The 16,291-nt window shown below is 52.8% G+C and carries 12 protein-coding genes, 1 tRNA gene and 1 pseudogene; 9 read left to right on the top strand and 5 right to left on the bottom strand.

Annotated features, from left to right (window positions below; translation table 11 throughout):
* On the bottom strand, positions 1-961 hold a 961-nt coding region (locus FJ147_21270), incomplete at its 3' end, for a hypothetical protein (GenBank protein MBM4258414.1).
* Positions 962-1,089: 128 nt separating this feature from the next.
* Here FJ147_21270 and FJ147_21265 point away from each other — a divergent pair.
* Positions 1,090-1,629 carry a carboxymuconolactone decarboxylase family protein gene (locus FJ147_21265; GenBank protein MBM4258413.1) on the top strand — a complete coding sequence of 180 codons (540 nt, stop codon included), beginning with the start codon at positions 1,090-1,092 and terminating at the stop codon, positions 1,627-1,629.
* A gap of 165 nt (positions 1,630-1,794) precedes the next feature.
* Here the strand turns inward: FJ147_21265 and FJ147_21260 are convergent, their stop codons facing one another.
* On the bottom strand, positions 1,795-2,916 hold the full coding sequence (locus tag FJ147_21260; protein ID MBM4258412.1) for an amidohydrolase: 1,122 nt from the start codon (positions 2,914-2,916) through the stop codon (positions 1,795-1,797).
* Between the two features lie 101 nt (positions 2,917-3,017).
* Here FJ147_21260 and FJ147_21255 point away from each other — a divergent pair, with 101 nt between their 5' ends.
* Complete coding sequence (locus FJ147_21255; GenBank protein ID MBM4258411.1) at positions 3,018-4,322, top strand: NAD(P)/FAD-dependent oxidoreductase; 1,305 nt, start codon at positions 3,018-3,020, stop codon at positions 4,320-4,322.
* Between the two features lie 117 nt (positions 4,323-4,439).
* Positions 4,440-6,176 carry a bifunctional transaldolase/phosoglucose isomerase gene (locus FJ147_21250; GenBank protein MBM4258410.1) on the top strand — a complete coding sequence of 579 codons (1,737 nt, stop codon included), beginning with the start codon at positions 4,440-4,442 and terminating at the stop codon, positions 6,174-6,176.
* A 439-nt stretch (positions 6,177-6,615) separates the two neighbouring features.
* Here FJ147_21250 and FJ147_21245 read toward each other — a convergent pair whose 3' ends face one another.
* Positions 6,616-7,770, bottom strand: a complete 1,155-nt coding sequence (locus FJ147_21245; protein ID MBM4258409.1) for a cyclohexanecarboxyl-CoA dehydrogenase — start codon at positions 7,768-7,770, stop codon at positions 6,616-6,618.
* 129 nt (positions 7,771-7,899) lie between these two features.
* Between FJ147_21245 and FJ147_21240 the strand changes: the two genes are divergently transcribed.
* A tRNA-Gly gene (locus FJ147_21240) sits at positions 7,900-7,973 on the top strand.
* A 785-nt stretch (positions 7,974-8,758) separates the two neighbouring features.
* Positions 8,759-11,449: a DNA polymerase I gene (polA, locus tag FJ147_21235; protein ID MBM4258408.1), complete on the top strand. Its 2,691-nt coding sequence runs from the start codon at positions 8,759-8,761 to the stop codon at positions 11,447-11,449.
* 162 nt (positions 11,450-11,611) lie between these two features.
* On the opposite strand, the gene FJ147_21230 is transcribed toward polA, so the two are convergent.
* On the bottom strand, positions 11,612-11,830 hold the full coding sequence (locus FJ147_21230) for a hypothetical protein (protein ID MBM4258407.1): 219 nt from the start codon (positions 11,828-11,830) through the stop codon (positions 11,612-11,614).
* 93 nt (positions 11,831-11,923) lie between these two features.
* On the opposite strand from FJ147_21230, the gene FJ147_21225 reads away from it, so the two are divergent.
* The 3 genes from FJ147_21225 to FJ147_21215 all read left to right on the top strand — a co-directional run bounded on the left by FJ147_21225 (position 11,924) and on the right by FJ147_21215 (position 15,064).
* Complete coding sequence (locus tag FJ147_21225) at positions 11,924-12,730, top strand: enoyl-CoA hydratase/isomerase family protein (GenBank protein ID MBM4258406.1); 807 nt, start codon at positions 11,924-11,926, stop codon at positions 12,728-12,730.
* Positions 12,727-13,002 carry a BolA family transcriptional regulator gene (locus FJ147_21220; protein ID MBM4258405.1) on the top strand — a complete coding sequence of 92 codons (276 nt, stop codon included), beginning with the start codon at positions 12,727-12,729 and terminating at the stop codon, positions 13,000-13,002. Before FJ147_21225 ends, FJ147_21220 begins: the two co-directional genes overlap by 4 nt.
* A gap of 169 nt (positions 13,003-13,171) precedes the next feature.
* Entirely contained in the window at positions 13,172-15,064 is a 1,893-nt protein-coding gene (locus tag FJ147_21215; protein MBM4258404.1) for a cytochrome C oxidase Cbb3, read from the top strand.
* Here the strand turns inward: FJ147_21215 and FJ147_21210 are convergent.
* Complete coding sequence (locus tag FJ147_21210) at positions 14,967-15,275, bottom strand: hypothetical protein (protein MBM4258403.1); 309 nt, start codon at positions 15,273-15,275, stop codon at positions 14,967-14,969. The genes FJ147_21215 and FJ147_21210 overlap by 98 nt on opposite strands.
* Before the next feature lie 165 nt (positions 15,276-15,440).
* On the opposite strand from FJ147_21210, the pseudogene FJ147_21205 reads away from it, so the two are divergent.
* Positions 15,441-15,746: pseudogene (locus tag FJ147_21205) on the top strand (hypothetical protein).
* Positions 15,747-16,291: the final 545 nt, after the last annotated feature.

Here is a 16,291-nt window from a genome sequence, read left to right as displayed (position 1 = left end):
AAGCCAGCACACAATGGTCTCGTCTCTCATCCCTGCTCTTGTGCAGAGGCTCTCCACTCCGGTCAATCACTATTGCGGTAAGTTGTTTCCTGCCACCGCCTAACGCTTCACGTAACACCTCAGTTGGGAGTTCGGGTGTCACTTCTGGTGCTAATCCTTGGATATGATGTGGGCGCGGCAAATGGATTTCTAGAAAACGTTTGGCATCCTCAAGCAGTGTTAAGAGACGGCCCTCGATACGTTTCTGATCGGACGGCGCAATACTGATGTCAGTGCCAGGGATGCGGAGAGCGGTAATATAGCAAGTTGGCAGCCACTGCTGTGGACTGCGAGCAAGGAACAGTACGCCAGCAACGGTCAGCGAAACCTGTCCTTCACTTTGTGCCAAGAGCTTCCAGTTGCGGAACAACCGCTGTTGATCAATCGCGGCGACATCTACGCCTCGTTGTCTGGCGAGTTCGAGTATGTCCGCCTGTGCTTGGGACTCGATGTCAGTCTGTGAGGTCGAGAGGACTGGTGTCTCGTCGTAATACAGACTTTCACTGGCTTGGAAGAGTCGTAACAGTTCTTCTCGCGATGCTTGCCTGCGACCAGAGGCGGTGCGAATGTAATAGACTCCACGATTAGTGCGATAGGGACGCTGACTGCCTTTCGGGATCCGCGCGACTAACACCACTCGACTTTGTATATCAGTTGTCGTTTCGAGGACGACAGTGGCTGGCGGGTGAATGTTGTGGAACGCGACGTTATCGACAGTCTGTGCGATGTGATCACGATCGCTTTCAGCAATGCCGATGACTTGACCATGATCATCAACACCAAGGATAAGTTGCCCACCATCCGTATTGGCAAAGGCGACGATCGCAGCAGCGAGATCATCCGGCTGTACCGGCCATTGTTTGAACTCGACATGCAGATTCTCACCTTGGGCAAGGAGCGTACTAAAATCTTGAGTCCTCATAAAAAGACATGTTAACGCAAGGATGGTGAAGGTTCGAGACGCTGACTGCGCTAAATATCTTTCCCTTGCCAGCGAAAAAGAAGCGCGGTAGAGGAAAAGGAGGTGAAAGAAAAAGGAGGGAAATATCAATGGCACGAGTTCCTTATGTCGAAAAGGAAAATCTGAGCGGTGAGGGGCAGCAGCTGTACGATAACTTCGTGAAGCGTTTTCCGGTGAAGCAAGTCCCGAATGTGGTCAAAGCATTATCGAATAGTCCGAAACTGGCGTCGCGCGTGTTCCCGTTGGCTGATTATTTCATGAACGATTCGTCGCTTGACCCACGTCAACGCGAGTTAGCAGTTCTCATTCTGATGAAGCGGCTTAACTGCGAGTATGGTTTCGTCCGCCATATTGGCATTGCCAAGCAGTGTGGGTTGACACAGGAGCAAATCGACAATGTCGGCTCGTATCAAACCAGCTCGTTGTTCACTGACAATGACAAGCTGATTCTCTGCTATGCCGACGAACTCACCCAGAAGGGGCGTGTCGAGGACGACCTCTTTAAGAGCGTGGAGAAATTGATTGGTCAGAAGAATGCGATTGAGCTGACCGCGGCTACGTCCTTCTGGAATATGATGGCGCGGAACCTCAATGCGTTGCAGGTCGAATTGGAGCCGTGGGGGAGATAACTATCTGAAAAGATGAATCGGAGACAGGGAGATAAGGAGAATGTGAGAACGTCATTGCGAGGAGCTGCAGGCGACGAAGCAATCCCAGCATCAGCTAAAACGTAAGGTAGAGATTGCTTCGTTTCGCTCGCAATGGCACTCCTAGTGACTTCTCCGATAGCCCTTCTACAGATTGTACGCGCGGGCTGCGTTATCGCCAAGAATGTTCTGTTGATCTTTCTTGGGCATATCGACGATGCTCTTCTTGAGTCGATCTAGAGGTTTGGTGAAACCATCGAAGTGCGGGAAATCGGTGGACCAGAAGAACTTTTCTGAACCCCACTGTGCACTGGCCACCGGGATCAGGGTTTCGTCAACATCCGCACCGATCCAGACTTGACGGCGGAAGTATTCACTAGGCGGACGCTTACAGGATGTGAGAGGTCCGATGTGTTCCCATTTGCTGTCCATGCGTTCGATAAAATGGGGCAGCCAACCAGCGCCAACCTCAAGCGTTAGCAGTTTGAGGTTGGGAAACCGCTCCAGCGTACCACCTTCGAAAAAACTCACGAACGATGCCTGAATATCAAAGCCGAGTGTGACCGACAGGAAGTAGAATGACGAGCCGTGAAACGTGGGGTTCTTGTACCACTCGTTCCCATGATACTGCGGTCGGGCAATGACGTGGAGACCGACCGGAATGTTCAGCTCTTGGGCAACTTGCCAGAACGGATCGTAGTAGGGATCGCCGTAGCTCCTGTGGTTGGTTGGCCAGGGGGTGAGCATTACGCCTTTGATGCCCATCTTTGCTGTGCGCTGCAGTTCAGCCACCGCACGGTTCACATCCATCAAAGAAATGTGTGCGACCGGATACAGTCGCGTTGGATAAGGGCGACAAAAATCGATGATCCAGTCATTGTAAACACGACAAATTGCTGCCGCGAGTTCAGGGTCGTCGACTTCACCTTCCCATATCAATCCAAGTGTGGGATAGAGCACTGCCGCATCGATACCATCCTCGTCGAGCAGTTTCACGCGTGCATGTGGATCATAGGCGCCCGCCGGGCCGTCCATGTAGCCAAACTCTTTCGAGAATGCGACCTCGGTTGGTTTCCCATACGCTGAGGCGACGCCTAACCCACGACTGACGGGAGACGGCCGGCCGTTCACAACGAGCGACTCCCACCCTTCTTCATCACGCGCCAGAAACGGTGCGCGGCTCTTAAATTTGGATTCAAGATTGTTTTTCCACAGATCTGGTGGTTCTAGCACGTGACCGTCTGAATCAATGATTCTGCCTAATTGCATAGTGAAACCCTCCTTACAATGCGATTGTATGTGCTTGCCTTATACCCACATTTGCGATGTTCTTGCAAGCCAATTTTCTATCATCATTGAACAAGGGGAAGATGCAAACATACGACATCGTTGTCGTTGGGGCAGGCGCGGCAGGTCTTGCGGCAGCGATCTTTGCCGCAGAAACTGCACGGACAAAGAACGCCACCCCCTCAATTGTTGTGCTTGACTCGGCACGAAAAGTTGGGGCGAAAATTCTTGTTTCGGGCGGCGGACGCTGTAATGTGACACATGATGAAGTTCATCCGGAGGACTATAATGGATCACGCAATATCGTACGCAATATTCTTGCGGCGTTTGATGAGCAGGCGACGACGCGATGGTTTGAATCACTTGGAGTGCCACTCAAACGAGAAGAGACTGGGAAATTATTCCCCGTCTCTGATAGTGCGCGAACGGTCCTGTCTGCATTGCTGCGACGATGCGAAGCCTTGGGTGTAACCATACTGACTGCGCATCGGGTGATCGATGTCGTGCGCGCCGCTCCTCCTCACCCGATCTCTCTTCCGCAAGGAGAGAGGGAACCTGCTATTGAGGTGCAAGGCAGCGGTTTCATCGTTCGGCATGAATATGGGGAGTTGGTAAGCCAACGGGTTGTTCTTGCCACAGGCGGTCGCTCTCTCCCCAAAACAGGGAGTGATGGAAGCGGTTGGGGCATTGCCCAACGGCTTGGCCATAGCGTCACGACGACCGTACCAGCCCTCGTCCCGTTGGTGTTAACTGACCAGACATTTCATGCGGAGTTGTCTGGTATCTCCGTTCCAGTCGAACTATCGACACTGGTGAACGGGAAGGTGAGTGACCGTCGTACGGGTAGTCTCTTGTGGACCCACTTTGGTGTGAGTGGGCCAGTCGTGATGGATGCCAGTCGGCACTGGACCTGGGCAAGAGCGAATGGGCACGAGGTGCAACTCCAGTGTCATTTCTTGCCCGGACAAGGTTTTGAACAGATAGAGAAGTGGCTCATCTCTATGGCGACGGCGCGACCGCGAGGGACTCTCAGTAACCTCCTTGCTGAACGTTTACCGGATCGTCTCGCTCGCGCACTACTGCGGGAAGCCGGTATCGAACCCAGTGTGCCGCTCTCGCAAGTTTCTCGCGACCGCCGCCGTGCGCTCGTCCATACGCTGGCGAATTTTGTTTTGCCAGTGGTACATGATCGCGGGTGGAACTTTGCTGAAGTCACTGCTGGCGGGGTACCGCTCCAGGAAGTGAACTATCGCACGATGGAGTCCCGCAAAGTGCCAGGACTCTATCTCGTCGGCGAGCTCCTTGATTGTGATGGCCGCATCGGCGGTTTCAATTTTCAATGGGCGTGGGCGACAGGGTATGTCGGTGGGAGAGCCGCGAGCAGCTAACGACGAGTGAATACGCACCGATCGTGTTGTCCCACGGCTCATCAACGAAGTGTGATATACTACACTCCATCAGGCGCGAGGGGGCGAGTGCGCGCGCACGTATATCGTAAGGAGAGCATGATGAGTTTTGAGGTTGGTCGGCAGACCTATCTGTTACCACCAGCGTTAGAGGGCGAGCTGCACGCAACATTGGACGAGTGGCGACAGAACAACAAGCTGCAAAGACTCTGGGCGGCGGATGCAACGCTCTGGACTGGCGGTGATGAAGACCAATGGTTAGGGTGGCTGACGGTTGTCCAAGAACAGTTGGCGCAATGTGAAGAACTGCGTCAGTTCGCTCACGAGGTTCAACACGCGCAAGTTCGTGATGTCGTACTCCTTGGCATGGGAGGGTCGAGCTTGTGTCCGGAAGTGTTTGCCCTCACCTTTGGTAAACACCCTGGCTTTCCGAGACTCCATATTCTCGATTCTACCGACCCGGCTCAGATTCTTGCGACCGAGCGTAAGATTGATCTGGCTCACTCATGGTTTATTGTCGCGAGTAAATCAGGAAGCACGCTTGAGCCCAACATTTTGAAACAATATTTTTTTGAACGAGTGGCCGCAGAGGTCGGCCCACAAGAAGTGGGAAAACGATTCGTTGTCATCACTGATCCGGGATCGAAGTTGCAGCAGGTGGCAGAGAGTGATGGATTTCGCCGGATCTTTTTTGGAGTACCCAGTATCGCTGGGCGATATTCGGCGTTATCGACGTTTGGTGTGGTGCCCGCAACGGTGATGGGGGTGGACATTGAACGACTCCTGCGTCGAGCTAACGTCATGGTTCAAGCCTGCGGTGCTGAGACCACTCCCTCAGGGAATCCGGGAGTGGTGCTCGGTGCCATCTTAGGCGTGGCAGCGCAGCATGGACGTGACAAAGTCACGCTCATCATGTCACCTGGGCTTGGTGGTCTGGGTGCCTGGCTCGAACAACTAGTGGCAGAATCGACAGGGAAGCAAGGAAAGGGACTTCTTCCGATCGCTCTTGAGCCTTTTGGTGCCGCTTCCGTCTATGGGGCTGATCGGGTGTTTGTCTACGTACGACTGATCACTGCGCCAGATGCTACGCAAGACACCGTGGTCGAGGTGCTGACTCGGGCTGGGCAACTGGTGGTGCGAATCGATGTGGCCGATCCGTATGATCTCGGACAAGAATTTTTCCGTTGGCAGATTGCGACTGCCGTTGCTGGTGCTATCCTCCGTGTCCATCCCTTCGACCAACCCGATGTCGAGGCGAGCAAGATCGAGACACGAAACATGACCTCCGCATACGAAGAGCGTGGGACCCTGCCTCCTGAGACGCCATTCTTCAAAGGTGATGGCCTCTCTCTTTTTGCGGATGAGGGGAATGCAACTGCCTTACTGGAGATGCTCGGGACCCAGCCGTCACTTCCCCAGTTACTTGCGACGCATTTCGGACGTCTACGGGCAGGGGACTACTGTGCACTATTGGCTTACCTTGAAGTGACTCGTACCTATTGGCAGAAGCTACAAGTGATGCGCCAGTTCGTGCGCGATCGTAAACGCGTTGCGACCTGCCTTGGATTTGGGCCGCGTTTCCTGCACTCAACTGGGCAAGCCTATAAAGGCGGTCCGAATAATGGGGTGTTTTTGCAGGTCACCTGTGATGATGCGACGGATGTACCGGTGCCTGGACAACGCTCCACATTCGGCGTGGTGAAGGCGGCGCAAGCACGCGGCGATTTTCAAGTGCTGGTCGAACGTGGGCGTCGCGTGCTGCGAGTCCATCTGGGAAAAAACGTGGAGGCGGGACTCACGACACTCTCAGCGGCGATTGCCCGAGCGTTGCAATAGGCAATGGGCTGAGACGACGGTAGGAGACTTCCTTGCTGTCGTCGTCCAGCGATGCAAATTACAGGGAAACAAGTTGTGAAAAGTACCACACGAGCACGAGGCCAATTGCTGCGGTAAATGCCACTCCCACCATTGCGCCGGTCCAGTGTCCCGTTCCACGATGAAGCTCAACATTCCCGCTGAGCAAATATGCGAACCGTTGCTGTTCACTTCGAACATCGTTAAGGAGCCGCATAGGCCACCTCCCTCGTGACGACCACAACCGTACTGGGGCTTGCACAAGTACGAGCGTTTCGCTGTGCGGACAGTCCATCAAGCCATGGGCAAAATCTGTCCGATTCCTTCTCTTCTATTGTAATCGACTAGAGGGGTAAATTTTTAATGGTCAGCGACAATATCAGGGTCTCAAAAAGAGACAAAAAATGGGACCTCCTAGGGTTTAATCCCTATATGACGTGTATTCACGACCAAACGCTTCCCGGGCGACGACCCCTTTCATGATTTCTGGTGTTCCGTCACCGATTTCGAGTCCGACGACATCACGCCAACGCTGTTCTAATGGAGAATCCATGTTGTAGCCATAATGGCCATGCAGAATGATGCAGGTATGGATCGCTTCAGCGGAGACTTTCGGTCCCATCCACTTGGCCATTGCCGCTTCCTTGGTGTGTTTCTGCCCTTGTTGTTTGAGCCACAAGCATTTGTAGGAAACGAGCCGGGCAGCTTCTACTAAAGTCAAGGATTCAGCGATCTGAAACGAGACCCCTTCAAACTTGGCAAGAGGTTTGCCGAAGACCTGGCGGCCTTTGGTGTACTCGATCGTTTCGTCAAGGGATTGCTGGGCTGCGCCAACGCATGCGAGGCCGATAATGGCGCGGTTGAAGTCAAACGCGATCATTGCCTGGGCAAACCCTCTGCTTTCATCGCCGACACGATTACGCGCTGGAACCCGCACGCCGTCAAAAAACAGCGATCCGCGTTGTGTTAACCGCTCACCTGGGGTTTTGTAGACCTGTCGAGTGACTCCTGGGGTATCGCACGGTACTAAAAAAGCTGAAATTCCACGCGCACCTTGGTCTCCCGTCCGAGCAAAAACGATACAGGCGTCAGCATAGCCAGCAAAAGTAATCGAGGCTTTCTCGCCGGTGATGACGTAGTCGTCCCCCATTTTGACCGCACGGGTAGTGATATTGGCAGCGTCAGAGCCCGCACTGGGCTCGGTAAGGCCAAAGGCGATGACCGCATCGCCGGTAGCATGGCGTGTCAGCCACTCGGCCTGGACCTCTGGATGGGCAAACTCCGAGAGAATTTCCGAGGCAATGAGCCCAAGCTGAATATACAGACTATAGTTGAAGTCGCCACGCGACAGTTCTTCGGCCATCAGGCCGCAGGTGACATAGTCTGCTTCGAGCCCACCGAACTTTGCTGGAACTCGCAGGCCGAAGATGCCGAGTTTTGCGGCTTCTTTAATAGTTGCACGATCAATCTTTTCGCCCCGGTCCCACCGCGCATAGTTGGGCAGCAGTTGTTCCTTAGCGAATTGTCGTAGGGTTTGTTGCAAGAGCAATTGGTCTTCTGTAAAGGAAAAATCCATAGTGTCTGCCTTAGTGTAAGAATCTTCCGATCGTACTGAGCCAAACCAAGTGATGCAAGCGGAACCTGTATCTCACCCACGATCACCGTTGACAGGCACCTTCGCTGTGTTACAGTTGCTCTCACTTACGCGGGTGTAGCTCAGTTGGCTAGAGCGTGTGCTTGCCAAGCACAAGGTCGCCGGTTCGACCCCGGTCACCCGCTTTTCTTCTTAGCTCCTGAATTCTCAGGGGCTTTTTGTTTTTTGTTGACATGAAGTAAAGCGAAGAGCATGAACGTCATACACTTTACAGACGGCAAAGGATTAGCGGAGGGGCTCCGGGTTTTTCAAAAATACGGAGATGCTATACCGGATGACGAGCCAGACACCTACATAGTCTCGGAAAGAGTCGTTCACGTACTAGAACAGCAACACATCCATTTTGAGAGAAGAGAAACGACAAAGATTCTCCCAGAAGATTTGTTTACCAATATCCAGAAGTCTTATAGGGAATTGCAAGCCGGTAAGCTTACCAGGCTAGAAGATCCGACGTGCTTAGACGACATTATCAATACAGCGAGTGATAAGTAAGGGAAGCAGAAGCCTGGCATAGCGGTTGTGTATGAGTTCACTAATAACTTTCGTATCGCATTACGCCAGGTGAGAACAAGTGCTTCCTCAAGTGAAGCGGCACTGTTGTTTCAGGCTCTGCACCAGGTAGCGAAAGACCCTCTCCTGCCAGGAAGCCGTGTTTCCTACCATAACCCGAACGACCCACATGCCCGTCTCTATTCTGTTGACCCATTCACAATTTTGTATACGGCCTCAGAGAAGGGAAAAGGAATCGTAAAATTTACTCACATTTGGAGACACAAACCATAAGCAGCGAAAGGGTTGCTTCCTTCCTGTATGGTCCTTTCTCTTTTCCTGTTTTCGACTCTAGACTTCCAGACCCTCAGACTTCTTCTCTCTCCTTGACGTTCCCAGTGGCCCCTGCCACATTTGCCGGGTGACAACACTCAAGAATAAGACGATCTATCTAGTTGACGGGCAGGCATACATCTATCGCGCGTTTTATGCCGTGCGCGAGCTGCAAACCTCGCAAGGCGTACCGACGAACGCCATCTTTGGCTTCGTCAACATGTTGCAGCGGCTGCTGCAGGAATATACGCCTGAATACCTCGCAGTCGTTTTCGATGCCAAAGGCAAGAACTTTCGTCACGAACTCTACAAGGATTACAAAGCCAATCGCCTCTCGATGCCCGAAACGTTACGTCCGCAAATCCCACGGATCAAGGAACTTGTCCAGGCTTACCGCATTCCGGTGCTCGAACTGCAAGGCTACGAAGCGGATGACATCATTGCCACGTTAACGCGTCGCTGGGAAAAAGAAGGCGCTGAGGTCGTTATTGTCTCTGGCGATAAAGACCTGATGCAGCTTGTTTCTGAACATGTTTCGATGCTCGATACCATGAAAGGGGAACGCGTCGGTATTCCAGAGGTCCGCGCGAAATTTGGTGTCGAACCTGCACGGGTGGTTGAAGTGCAAGGGTTGATGGGCGATTCCACTGATAATATTCCTGGCATTCCTGGAGTCGGAGAAAAAACCGCGATCAAGCTGATTCAAGAGTGGCATGACCTGGAGAATTTGTTGAGCCATGCCGACGAAATTCCTGGTAAACTCGGTGAGAAGATTCGTGCGAATGTAGAATTGGCACGGGTATCGAAAACGTTGGCAACGCTCCATGAAGATGTTCCTGTTACGGTGGACGTTGCCACGTTAGTCAAAGAAGAGCCAGATAAGAGCCAACTAAAAGCCTTGTTCAAAGAATTCGAGTTTCGCCGCTTTCAGGCTGAACTTGCATCACCGTGGGATGATCCTCCTTCCAATGAAGCTCCTGCTCAAACCGGTGAGCATGAAACAGTCCGTACGCCACAACAATTAGAAAAAGTCGTTCGTGCGATTCGCAAAGCCAAAACTTTTTGTTTGGATACCGAAACCACGTCGCTTAATCCACTTGATGCCGAATTGGTCGGCATTTCGCTGGCAATCGAAGAAGGCAAAGCGTGGTACATTCCGGTTGGCCATCACACGCTCGATGCCGCGCCGCAGCTCACGCTTGAGCAAGTGCTGCCAGTGCTCACCTCGCTCTTTGAGGATTCTTCGCTATCGTTGATCGGCCAGAACACAAAGTATGATGCGATGGTCCTGGCACAATACCAGTTATGGCCGCAGCAGGTTGCTGGTGACACCATGCTGGCGTCGTATCTCATTAACCCCAGCCGACGGCACAACTTGAACGATCTCGCCTGGGAGCATTTGCAGTACAAGATGGTCACCTACGAAGAAGTGACTGACAAAGGCAAGAAGAATTTTGCCGATGTCTCAGTCGAGGAGGCGACGCGTTACTCTGGTGAAGATGCTGACATTACTCTGCGATTAGCGCACCGGTTGTTTCCCCAGGTCGAAGAGCAGGGGATGCAATCGCTCTTTACCGACATCGAAGTTCCGCTTGCCTTAGTGCTGGGCAAGATGGAACTGGCAGGGATTCGCATTGATAAGCAATTCCTTACCTCGTTGTCAGGAGAGTTTGGTCAACATCTCAAGCAGCTCGAAGGCGAAATTTATGAGATGGCAGGTGAGCAATTCAACATTGCCTCGCCGAAACAATTGCAGACCATTCTGTTTGATAAACTTGGCCTGCCACGTGGGAAAAAGACGTCGACTGGCTCTTCAACCGACTCTTCAGTGCTGGAGTCTCTAGCGGAAAAGTACCCACTGCCGGCGAAGATTCTCGACTATCGTGGCTTTGCCAAATTGCAGAGTACCTACGTCGATGCCTTGCCGAAGCTGATTCATACCAAAACTGGTCGCGTTCATACATCTTTCAATCAAACTGTGACAGCGACGGGTCGCTTGTCCTCCAGCAATCCCAATCTGCAAAACATCCCGATCCGCAGTGAAGAAGGGCGGCGCATTCGTGAGGCGTTCATCGCTGAGCCAGGGCACGTGTTGTTATCAGCCGATTACTCACAAATTGAGCTGCGCTTGCTTGCCCATTTAAGTGACGACCCACTGTTAATGGAGTCGTTCCAGAAAGATCAGGATGTGCATGCGCGCACCGCATCTGAACTGTTTCAGGTTCCTGTAGATCAGGTGTCTGGTGACCAACGCCGTCAGGCCAAGACGATTAACTTCGGGATTATTTACGGCATGGGCGCGTTGCGATTGGGGCGGTCGCTCGACATTCCCACCAAAACTGCGCAGGAGTACATTACGCAGTATTTCGCCCGTTATCAGCGCATCAAGGGGTATATGGATAGCATCTTGGTTGAGGGACGAGCACGGGGATATGTATCTACGCTTTTTGGTCGTCGCCGCTATGTGCCAGACTTGCTGAGCAAGAATCCACCACTGGTGGCTGCTGCCGAGCGTGCTGCTATCAACACTCCCATTCAAGGAACCGCGGCTGACCTCATCAAGATGGCGATGGTTGCTATCGATCTCCGCCTGAGAAGCGAAAAATTCAAGACGCGTATGCTCCTGCAAGTCCATGACGAGCTGTTATTTGAAGTACCAGAAAAGGAAGTCAAAAAAATCGAGCAACTGGTACGCGAAGTCATGGAGGGAGTCATGCCCCTGCATGTCCCCCTGCGCGTGGATGTCGGCGTTGGCCAGAACTGGGCCGAGGCGCACTAAACGCTTATCTGCATGGCGATCGCCGTACTGTTATGTTGAGCGTCGCGAAACATCTCTCTTGAGCATCTTAAGAGAGATTCTTCACTTCGTTCAGAATGACAGGGACAATCGGTGGTAGCTATTCGCAGAGAAATGAGGCAATGGCGAAAGAGTGAGCACGAATTACTTCGTTCCCGTATTCGGAGCATGATCGAAGAATTTCACCATGAAAGGGAACGCGACAAAGAACCCATAGGGGACGATTGCCGCGACATAGATCAGGATAAACACCAAACTCCAGCCCCAACTTTGAGAGAGTAGACACAAGACAACCGTGAGAATGAGGGGCAGCAGATTCAAGCCAATCCACGTGGCCGTAATGAGCGATGAATTCTGTTTCATGGCTCAGGAACGTAGCACAAACCCGTGCGTCGACCAACAACCTAGACGACCTCACAACGAACATGATAACCACGCCAGGAGGAGGGCTGACGTATGGATTATAGTTCCTATCAACATATCCTTGTCGAAAAGAAAGATGGTATCGCCTTACTGACGATTAACCGTCCGGAGACGCTCAATTCCACGAACGCACGTTTGCACTGGGAACTGAGCAAAATCTGGTTGGACATCGCTGACGATGACGAAACGCGGGTGGCGGTGATTACTGGTGCTGGCCGTGCCTTTTCTGCCGGTGGTGATTTTGAGGTGCTCAACAAAATGCAGACAGGGCTCGATGCGGTGGCAGCGACCATGAAAGAAGCGCGCGACATCGTGCATAATATGATCAACTGCGACAAGCCAATTATCTCTGCCATCAATGGCGTCGCTGTCGGCGCCGGTCTCGCAGTCGCTCTACTGGCGGACATCAGTATCGCATCCGAAAATGCCAAGTTCACTGATGGTCACACGCGGTTAGGTGTCGCGGCTGGTGATCATGGCGCGGTGATTTGGCCTCTCCTCGTCGGCATGGCCAAGGCGAAATATTATTTGTTGACGTGCGATGTGCTCGATGCCAAGGAAGCTGAGCGCATCGGTTTAGTGAGCATGTGTGTAGCGCCGGACCAATTGATGCCGAAGGCGATGGATGTGGCCAAGAAGCTCTCCGCTGGTTCGCAGACCGCTATTCGTTGGACAAAACAGTCGCTCAACCAATGGCTACGGGCAGCGGCGCATACGTCATTTGACTATTCGCTTGCGTTGGAGATGCTCGGCTTCTTTGGTGATGATCTGAAAGAAGGGGCACGGGCAGTGCAGGAGCGACGTGCACCGATATTTCCCTCTGCGCAAGGAAAAAAATGACTACCGCAGAAAAGATTACTGCGATTCTTCAGCGCGACTTAGCCGCGACGGTTGTAGATGTTGAGGACGAAAGTGCCCAGCATGCTGGACATGCTGGGGCGGCGTCAGGTGGCGGACACTATCGGGTAACGATAGTGTCCGCGCTGTTTGAGGGAAAACCTCTCGTTGCGCGTCATCGTTTAGTGTATGCCGCGCTCGTGAACGAGATGCAGCGTGAGATTCATGCGCTTGCGTTGACGACGCTGACACCGGGGCAGCATACGGGGACTTGAAGGGAAAGGGAGAGCGATGTTGGGCAATGGAGCGTTCAGTGAAACGGTAATACACGGTGGGTGTAAGAAATTTGTCACCCTGAGTGAAACGAAGGGTCTCTCAGAGAGGTTCTTCACTGCGTTCAGAATAACATGCCCGAAGGGGGCGAGGGATAAGTGTCCGAGTGGTATGTTGCCCTCTTTTATATTCCTCTGTGCCAGCTTGGTGCTGGGATATTGTTCGCAAAGCTGGGCCGCCCCTGCCGCATCTCCGCACGCAGTCACTGCCCCAGACGGAGCGAAAATATACGAGCAGCGTTGTGCCTCTTGCCATAGTGCTAACGTGCCGCGCGCTCCGCAACTGCCTGTACTCAAGCAGAAGAACCCCGAGGACATTGTTGATTCGTTGGAAACTGGCGTCATGCTGTTCGTCGGCTGGGGGATGCCTGATGCTGAACGCAAAGCGGTCGCTGAGTTTGTCACCGGCAAACAGCTTGGGGCGGCACAAATGCAAGCCACCTTGAATAACATGTGTCCGCAAGCTCCCGGAGAATTTACCGTCGATGAGCGCGCGCCACAGTGGAATGGTTGGGGAGCGAGTCTCGCGAACACCCGCGCCCAGACTGCCGAAAAAGCTGGCTTGACTGTGGACCAGGTACCGAACCTCAAGGTCAAATGGGCCTTTGGTTATCCAGCTGGGACGGTTGCATCGCAACCGACCGTGGTTGGAGGTCGCGTGTTCGTTGGTACGCTGCGCGGACAAGTGTATTCCCTTGATGCAGCGACTGGTTGTGTGTACTGGGCGGTAAAACATCCGACCGGCATTCGTTCGGCGGTTACCATTGCTCGTCTGCCGAACTCAAATCCACCACGCTATGCTCTCTACTTCGGCGATCTATCGGCGACTGCTCATGCGTTAGGTGCACGGACTGGAGAGGAAATTTGGAAAACGAAAGTCGAGTCACATCCTATTGCACGCATCACTGGGTCGCCGAAGTTTCACGACGGTCGTTTATATGTTCCTGTGACCTCGCTTGAGGAGGTTTCTGGTTCTGATCCCAAGTATTCGTGCTGCACCTTCCGTGGCACGTTGGTAGCACTGGATGCGGCAACTGGAAGGCAAACCTGGAAGACGTACACCATCCAAGAAAAGGCGAAACCAACCCGCAAGAACAAAATTGGAGTGCAACTCTACGGACCGGCAGGAGCATCAATCTGGTCGTCGCCGACATTAGACCCTGAAGCTGGGCGGATTTATGTCACAACTGGAGATAATTATTCAGACCCGGCGACGAACACCAGTGATGCGATTGTTGCCTTTGATATGAAGACTGGAAGATTTCTTTGGGCTGAGCAGTTTCTTGCCAACGACGCATGGAATGTGGCCTGTGGTACCGAGGATGAAACAAATTGTCCGCAAGCCAGAGGGCCGGATCTTGATTTCGGCTCCTCATCGATTTTGCAGAAACTCCCGAATGGGAAACGTGTCCTTGTCGCTGGACAAAAATCGGGGATGGTCTACGCGATCGATCCTGACCAAAAGGGGAAACGGCTGTGGGAGCAACGGGCAGGGAAAGGTGGTCTGGTTGGCGGTATTCAGTGGGGACCGGCGGCTGATAATGAGATGATGTATGTGGCAATCTCAGATATGGGGATTCAGATCAAAGATGATCCCCAAGCTGGGAAGGTGCCTACGCTTGATGCCAGTGTTGGCGGCGGAATCCATGCTTATCGCCTAGAGACTGGGGAGAAAGTCTGGTCAGTGCTGCCACCAGGGTGCGGTGATCGGAAGAATTGTAGCCCGGCGCAGTCAGCGGCAATCTCGGCCATTCCGGATGTCGTGTTTTCTGGCTCGGTTGATAGTCATTTGCGTGCGTACTCGACCAAGGATGGAAAAGTCATTTGGGATCATGATGCTGCGCAGGAATATAAGACCATCAACGGCGTCAAAGCCAACGGCGGGTCATTTGATAATTCTGGGCCGACTATCGTTGGCGGAATACTCTATACCAATTCCGGCTACGGCCAGCAGGGTGGGATGGCTGGTAATGTACTTTTGGCCTTCTCTGTGGACGGGAAGTAGGAGCCCCTGCACGACTGCCGCCAGTGGGATTCATGTCGGCGAGCTCTCGGACGCGTTTGGCGATTTCATGGTCCGTACAGGGAGTGTCGCCACTGATCCCGAGGCCACCGATAATCTTGCCATCTTTATAGAGCGGCACGCCGCCACCAGCAGTGATAATGCCACCAGCGATCTGGTGGTCACTACCACCCTGCCCCGTGGGGGAAGCCAAAAACTTGGGGTTGAAACGATTCGATGGGTTTCACCCGTACACGAATGCCCAGGTTGGACAAAGGTATAGAGCCGTGCCGTGGTACGTGCCCTACACCGCTCTTTGACGCCTAGGCTTTGTATCACCCGAATTTCCCTGCAACGTTCCCTAATTTTCCAATGCATGATGCGCACTCGATTAACATTGCATCCGGATCAGGATGGTGCTAAGGAGCTGCAAGAACAGTATGGAGAACGACTCGTGTGCGTTCGGTACCGATACGACGAGGCAGCGAAAGAGCGCTGGAAGACCGTGGAATTGATTATTGACAAGAGTGCGTGGGAGCCGCCATCGCCCAAGTGGCCGGCAGAGACTCTGGTAGCGATTCGGGTGGGGGCGCAGGAGCGCGAGGTGCGGCACCGGGTGAAAGCAGCAGGCGGGCAGTGGGATCTCAGGGAAGTCGTCTGGAAACTGACCTATAGACAGGTCGTAGCATTAAGGCTTACGGAGAGGATCGTTGCTAATGTCACGGCTGACAGGCGGGGCAGCCATCTACTAATAGATGGGACTAAAAAAGAGCAAACATCTACTAATAGATAGGAGCCGAGGCATCTACATATATATGGAAGCATCTACTAATAGATGGGACCATCTATTAGTAGAGGGGATAAAAGTGGTTCATCAGTAGTTAGGCTCGAAGCAGTTTGAAATAACCGTGAAAAGACATGACTGGGTCGCGACTGAGGAACGGTATCTGTTAAGGAATCCTCATGGCATCACCACCGTTCACAAGAAGAGAGTATGCTTACCTAAGAATAATAGGCAAAGGCCATCATAAGATCATCACAGAGACGTTAGGAATCGAGCCGACGAATGCGTGGAATGAAGGGGAGGATAACCCTCGCAATAATAAGGCATGGGCAAGAATTAAGTTACCGATTAAGAGCGAGGAAGAAGCGTATAGTTCCAATCGCCATGAAACTTACCGGGTTTGATATTGAGCGCTTGAAACTCATCGTCGGAGACCTGTAGGCCTT

The organism is Deltaproteobacteria bacterium (assembly GCA_016874775.1).
GTDB lineage: Bacteria > Desulfobacterota > Binatia > Bin18 > Bin18 > VGTJ01.
The sequence above is the reverse complement of the archived record's forward strand: the minus strand, read 5'-3'. Positions and strand labels throughout refer to the sequence as shown.

Bases quoted from the DNA above. Each gene is read 5' to 3' on its own strand.
- FJ147_21265 (MBM4258413.1), top strand. From the start codon at position 1,090: ATGGCACGAGTTCCTTATGTCGAAAAGGAAAATCTGAGCGGTGAGGGG.
- FJ147_21260 (MBM4258412.1), bottom strand. From the start codon at position 2,916: ATGCAATTAGGCAGAATCATTGATTCAGACGGTCACGTGCTAGAACCA.
- FJ147_21255 (MBM4258411.1), top strand. From the start codon at position 3,018: ATGCAAACATACGACATCGTTGTCGTTGGGGCAGGCGCGGCAGGTCTT.
- FJ147_21250 (MBM4258410.1), top strand. From the start codon at position 4,440: ATGATGAGTTTTGAGGTTGGTCGGCAGACCTATCTGTTACCACCAGCG.
- FJ147_21245 (MBM4258409.1), bottom strand. From the start codon at position 7,770: ATGGATTTTTCCTTTACAGAAGACCAATTGCTCTTGCAACAAACCCTA.
- FJ147_21230 (MBM4258407.1), bottom strand. From the start codon at position 11,830: ATGAAACAGAATTCATCGCTCATTACGGCCACGTGGATTGGCTTGAAT.
- FJ147_21225 (MBM4258406.1), top strand. From the start codon at position 11,924: ATGGATTATAGTTCCTATCAACATATCCTTGTCGAAAAGAAAGATGGT.
- FJ147_21220 (MBM4258405.1), top strand. From the start codon at position 12,727: ATGACTACCGCAGAAAAGATTACTGCGATTCTTCAGCGCGACTTAGCC.
- FJ147_21215 (MBM4258404.1), top strand. From the start codon at position 13,172: ATGTTGCCCTCTTTTATATTCCTCTGTGCCAGCTTGGTGCTGGGATAT.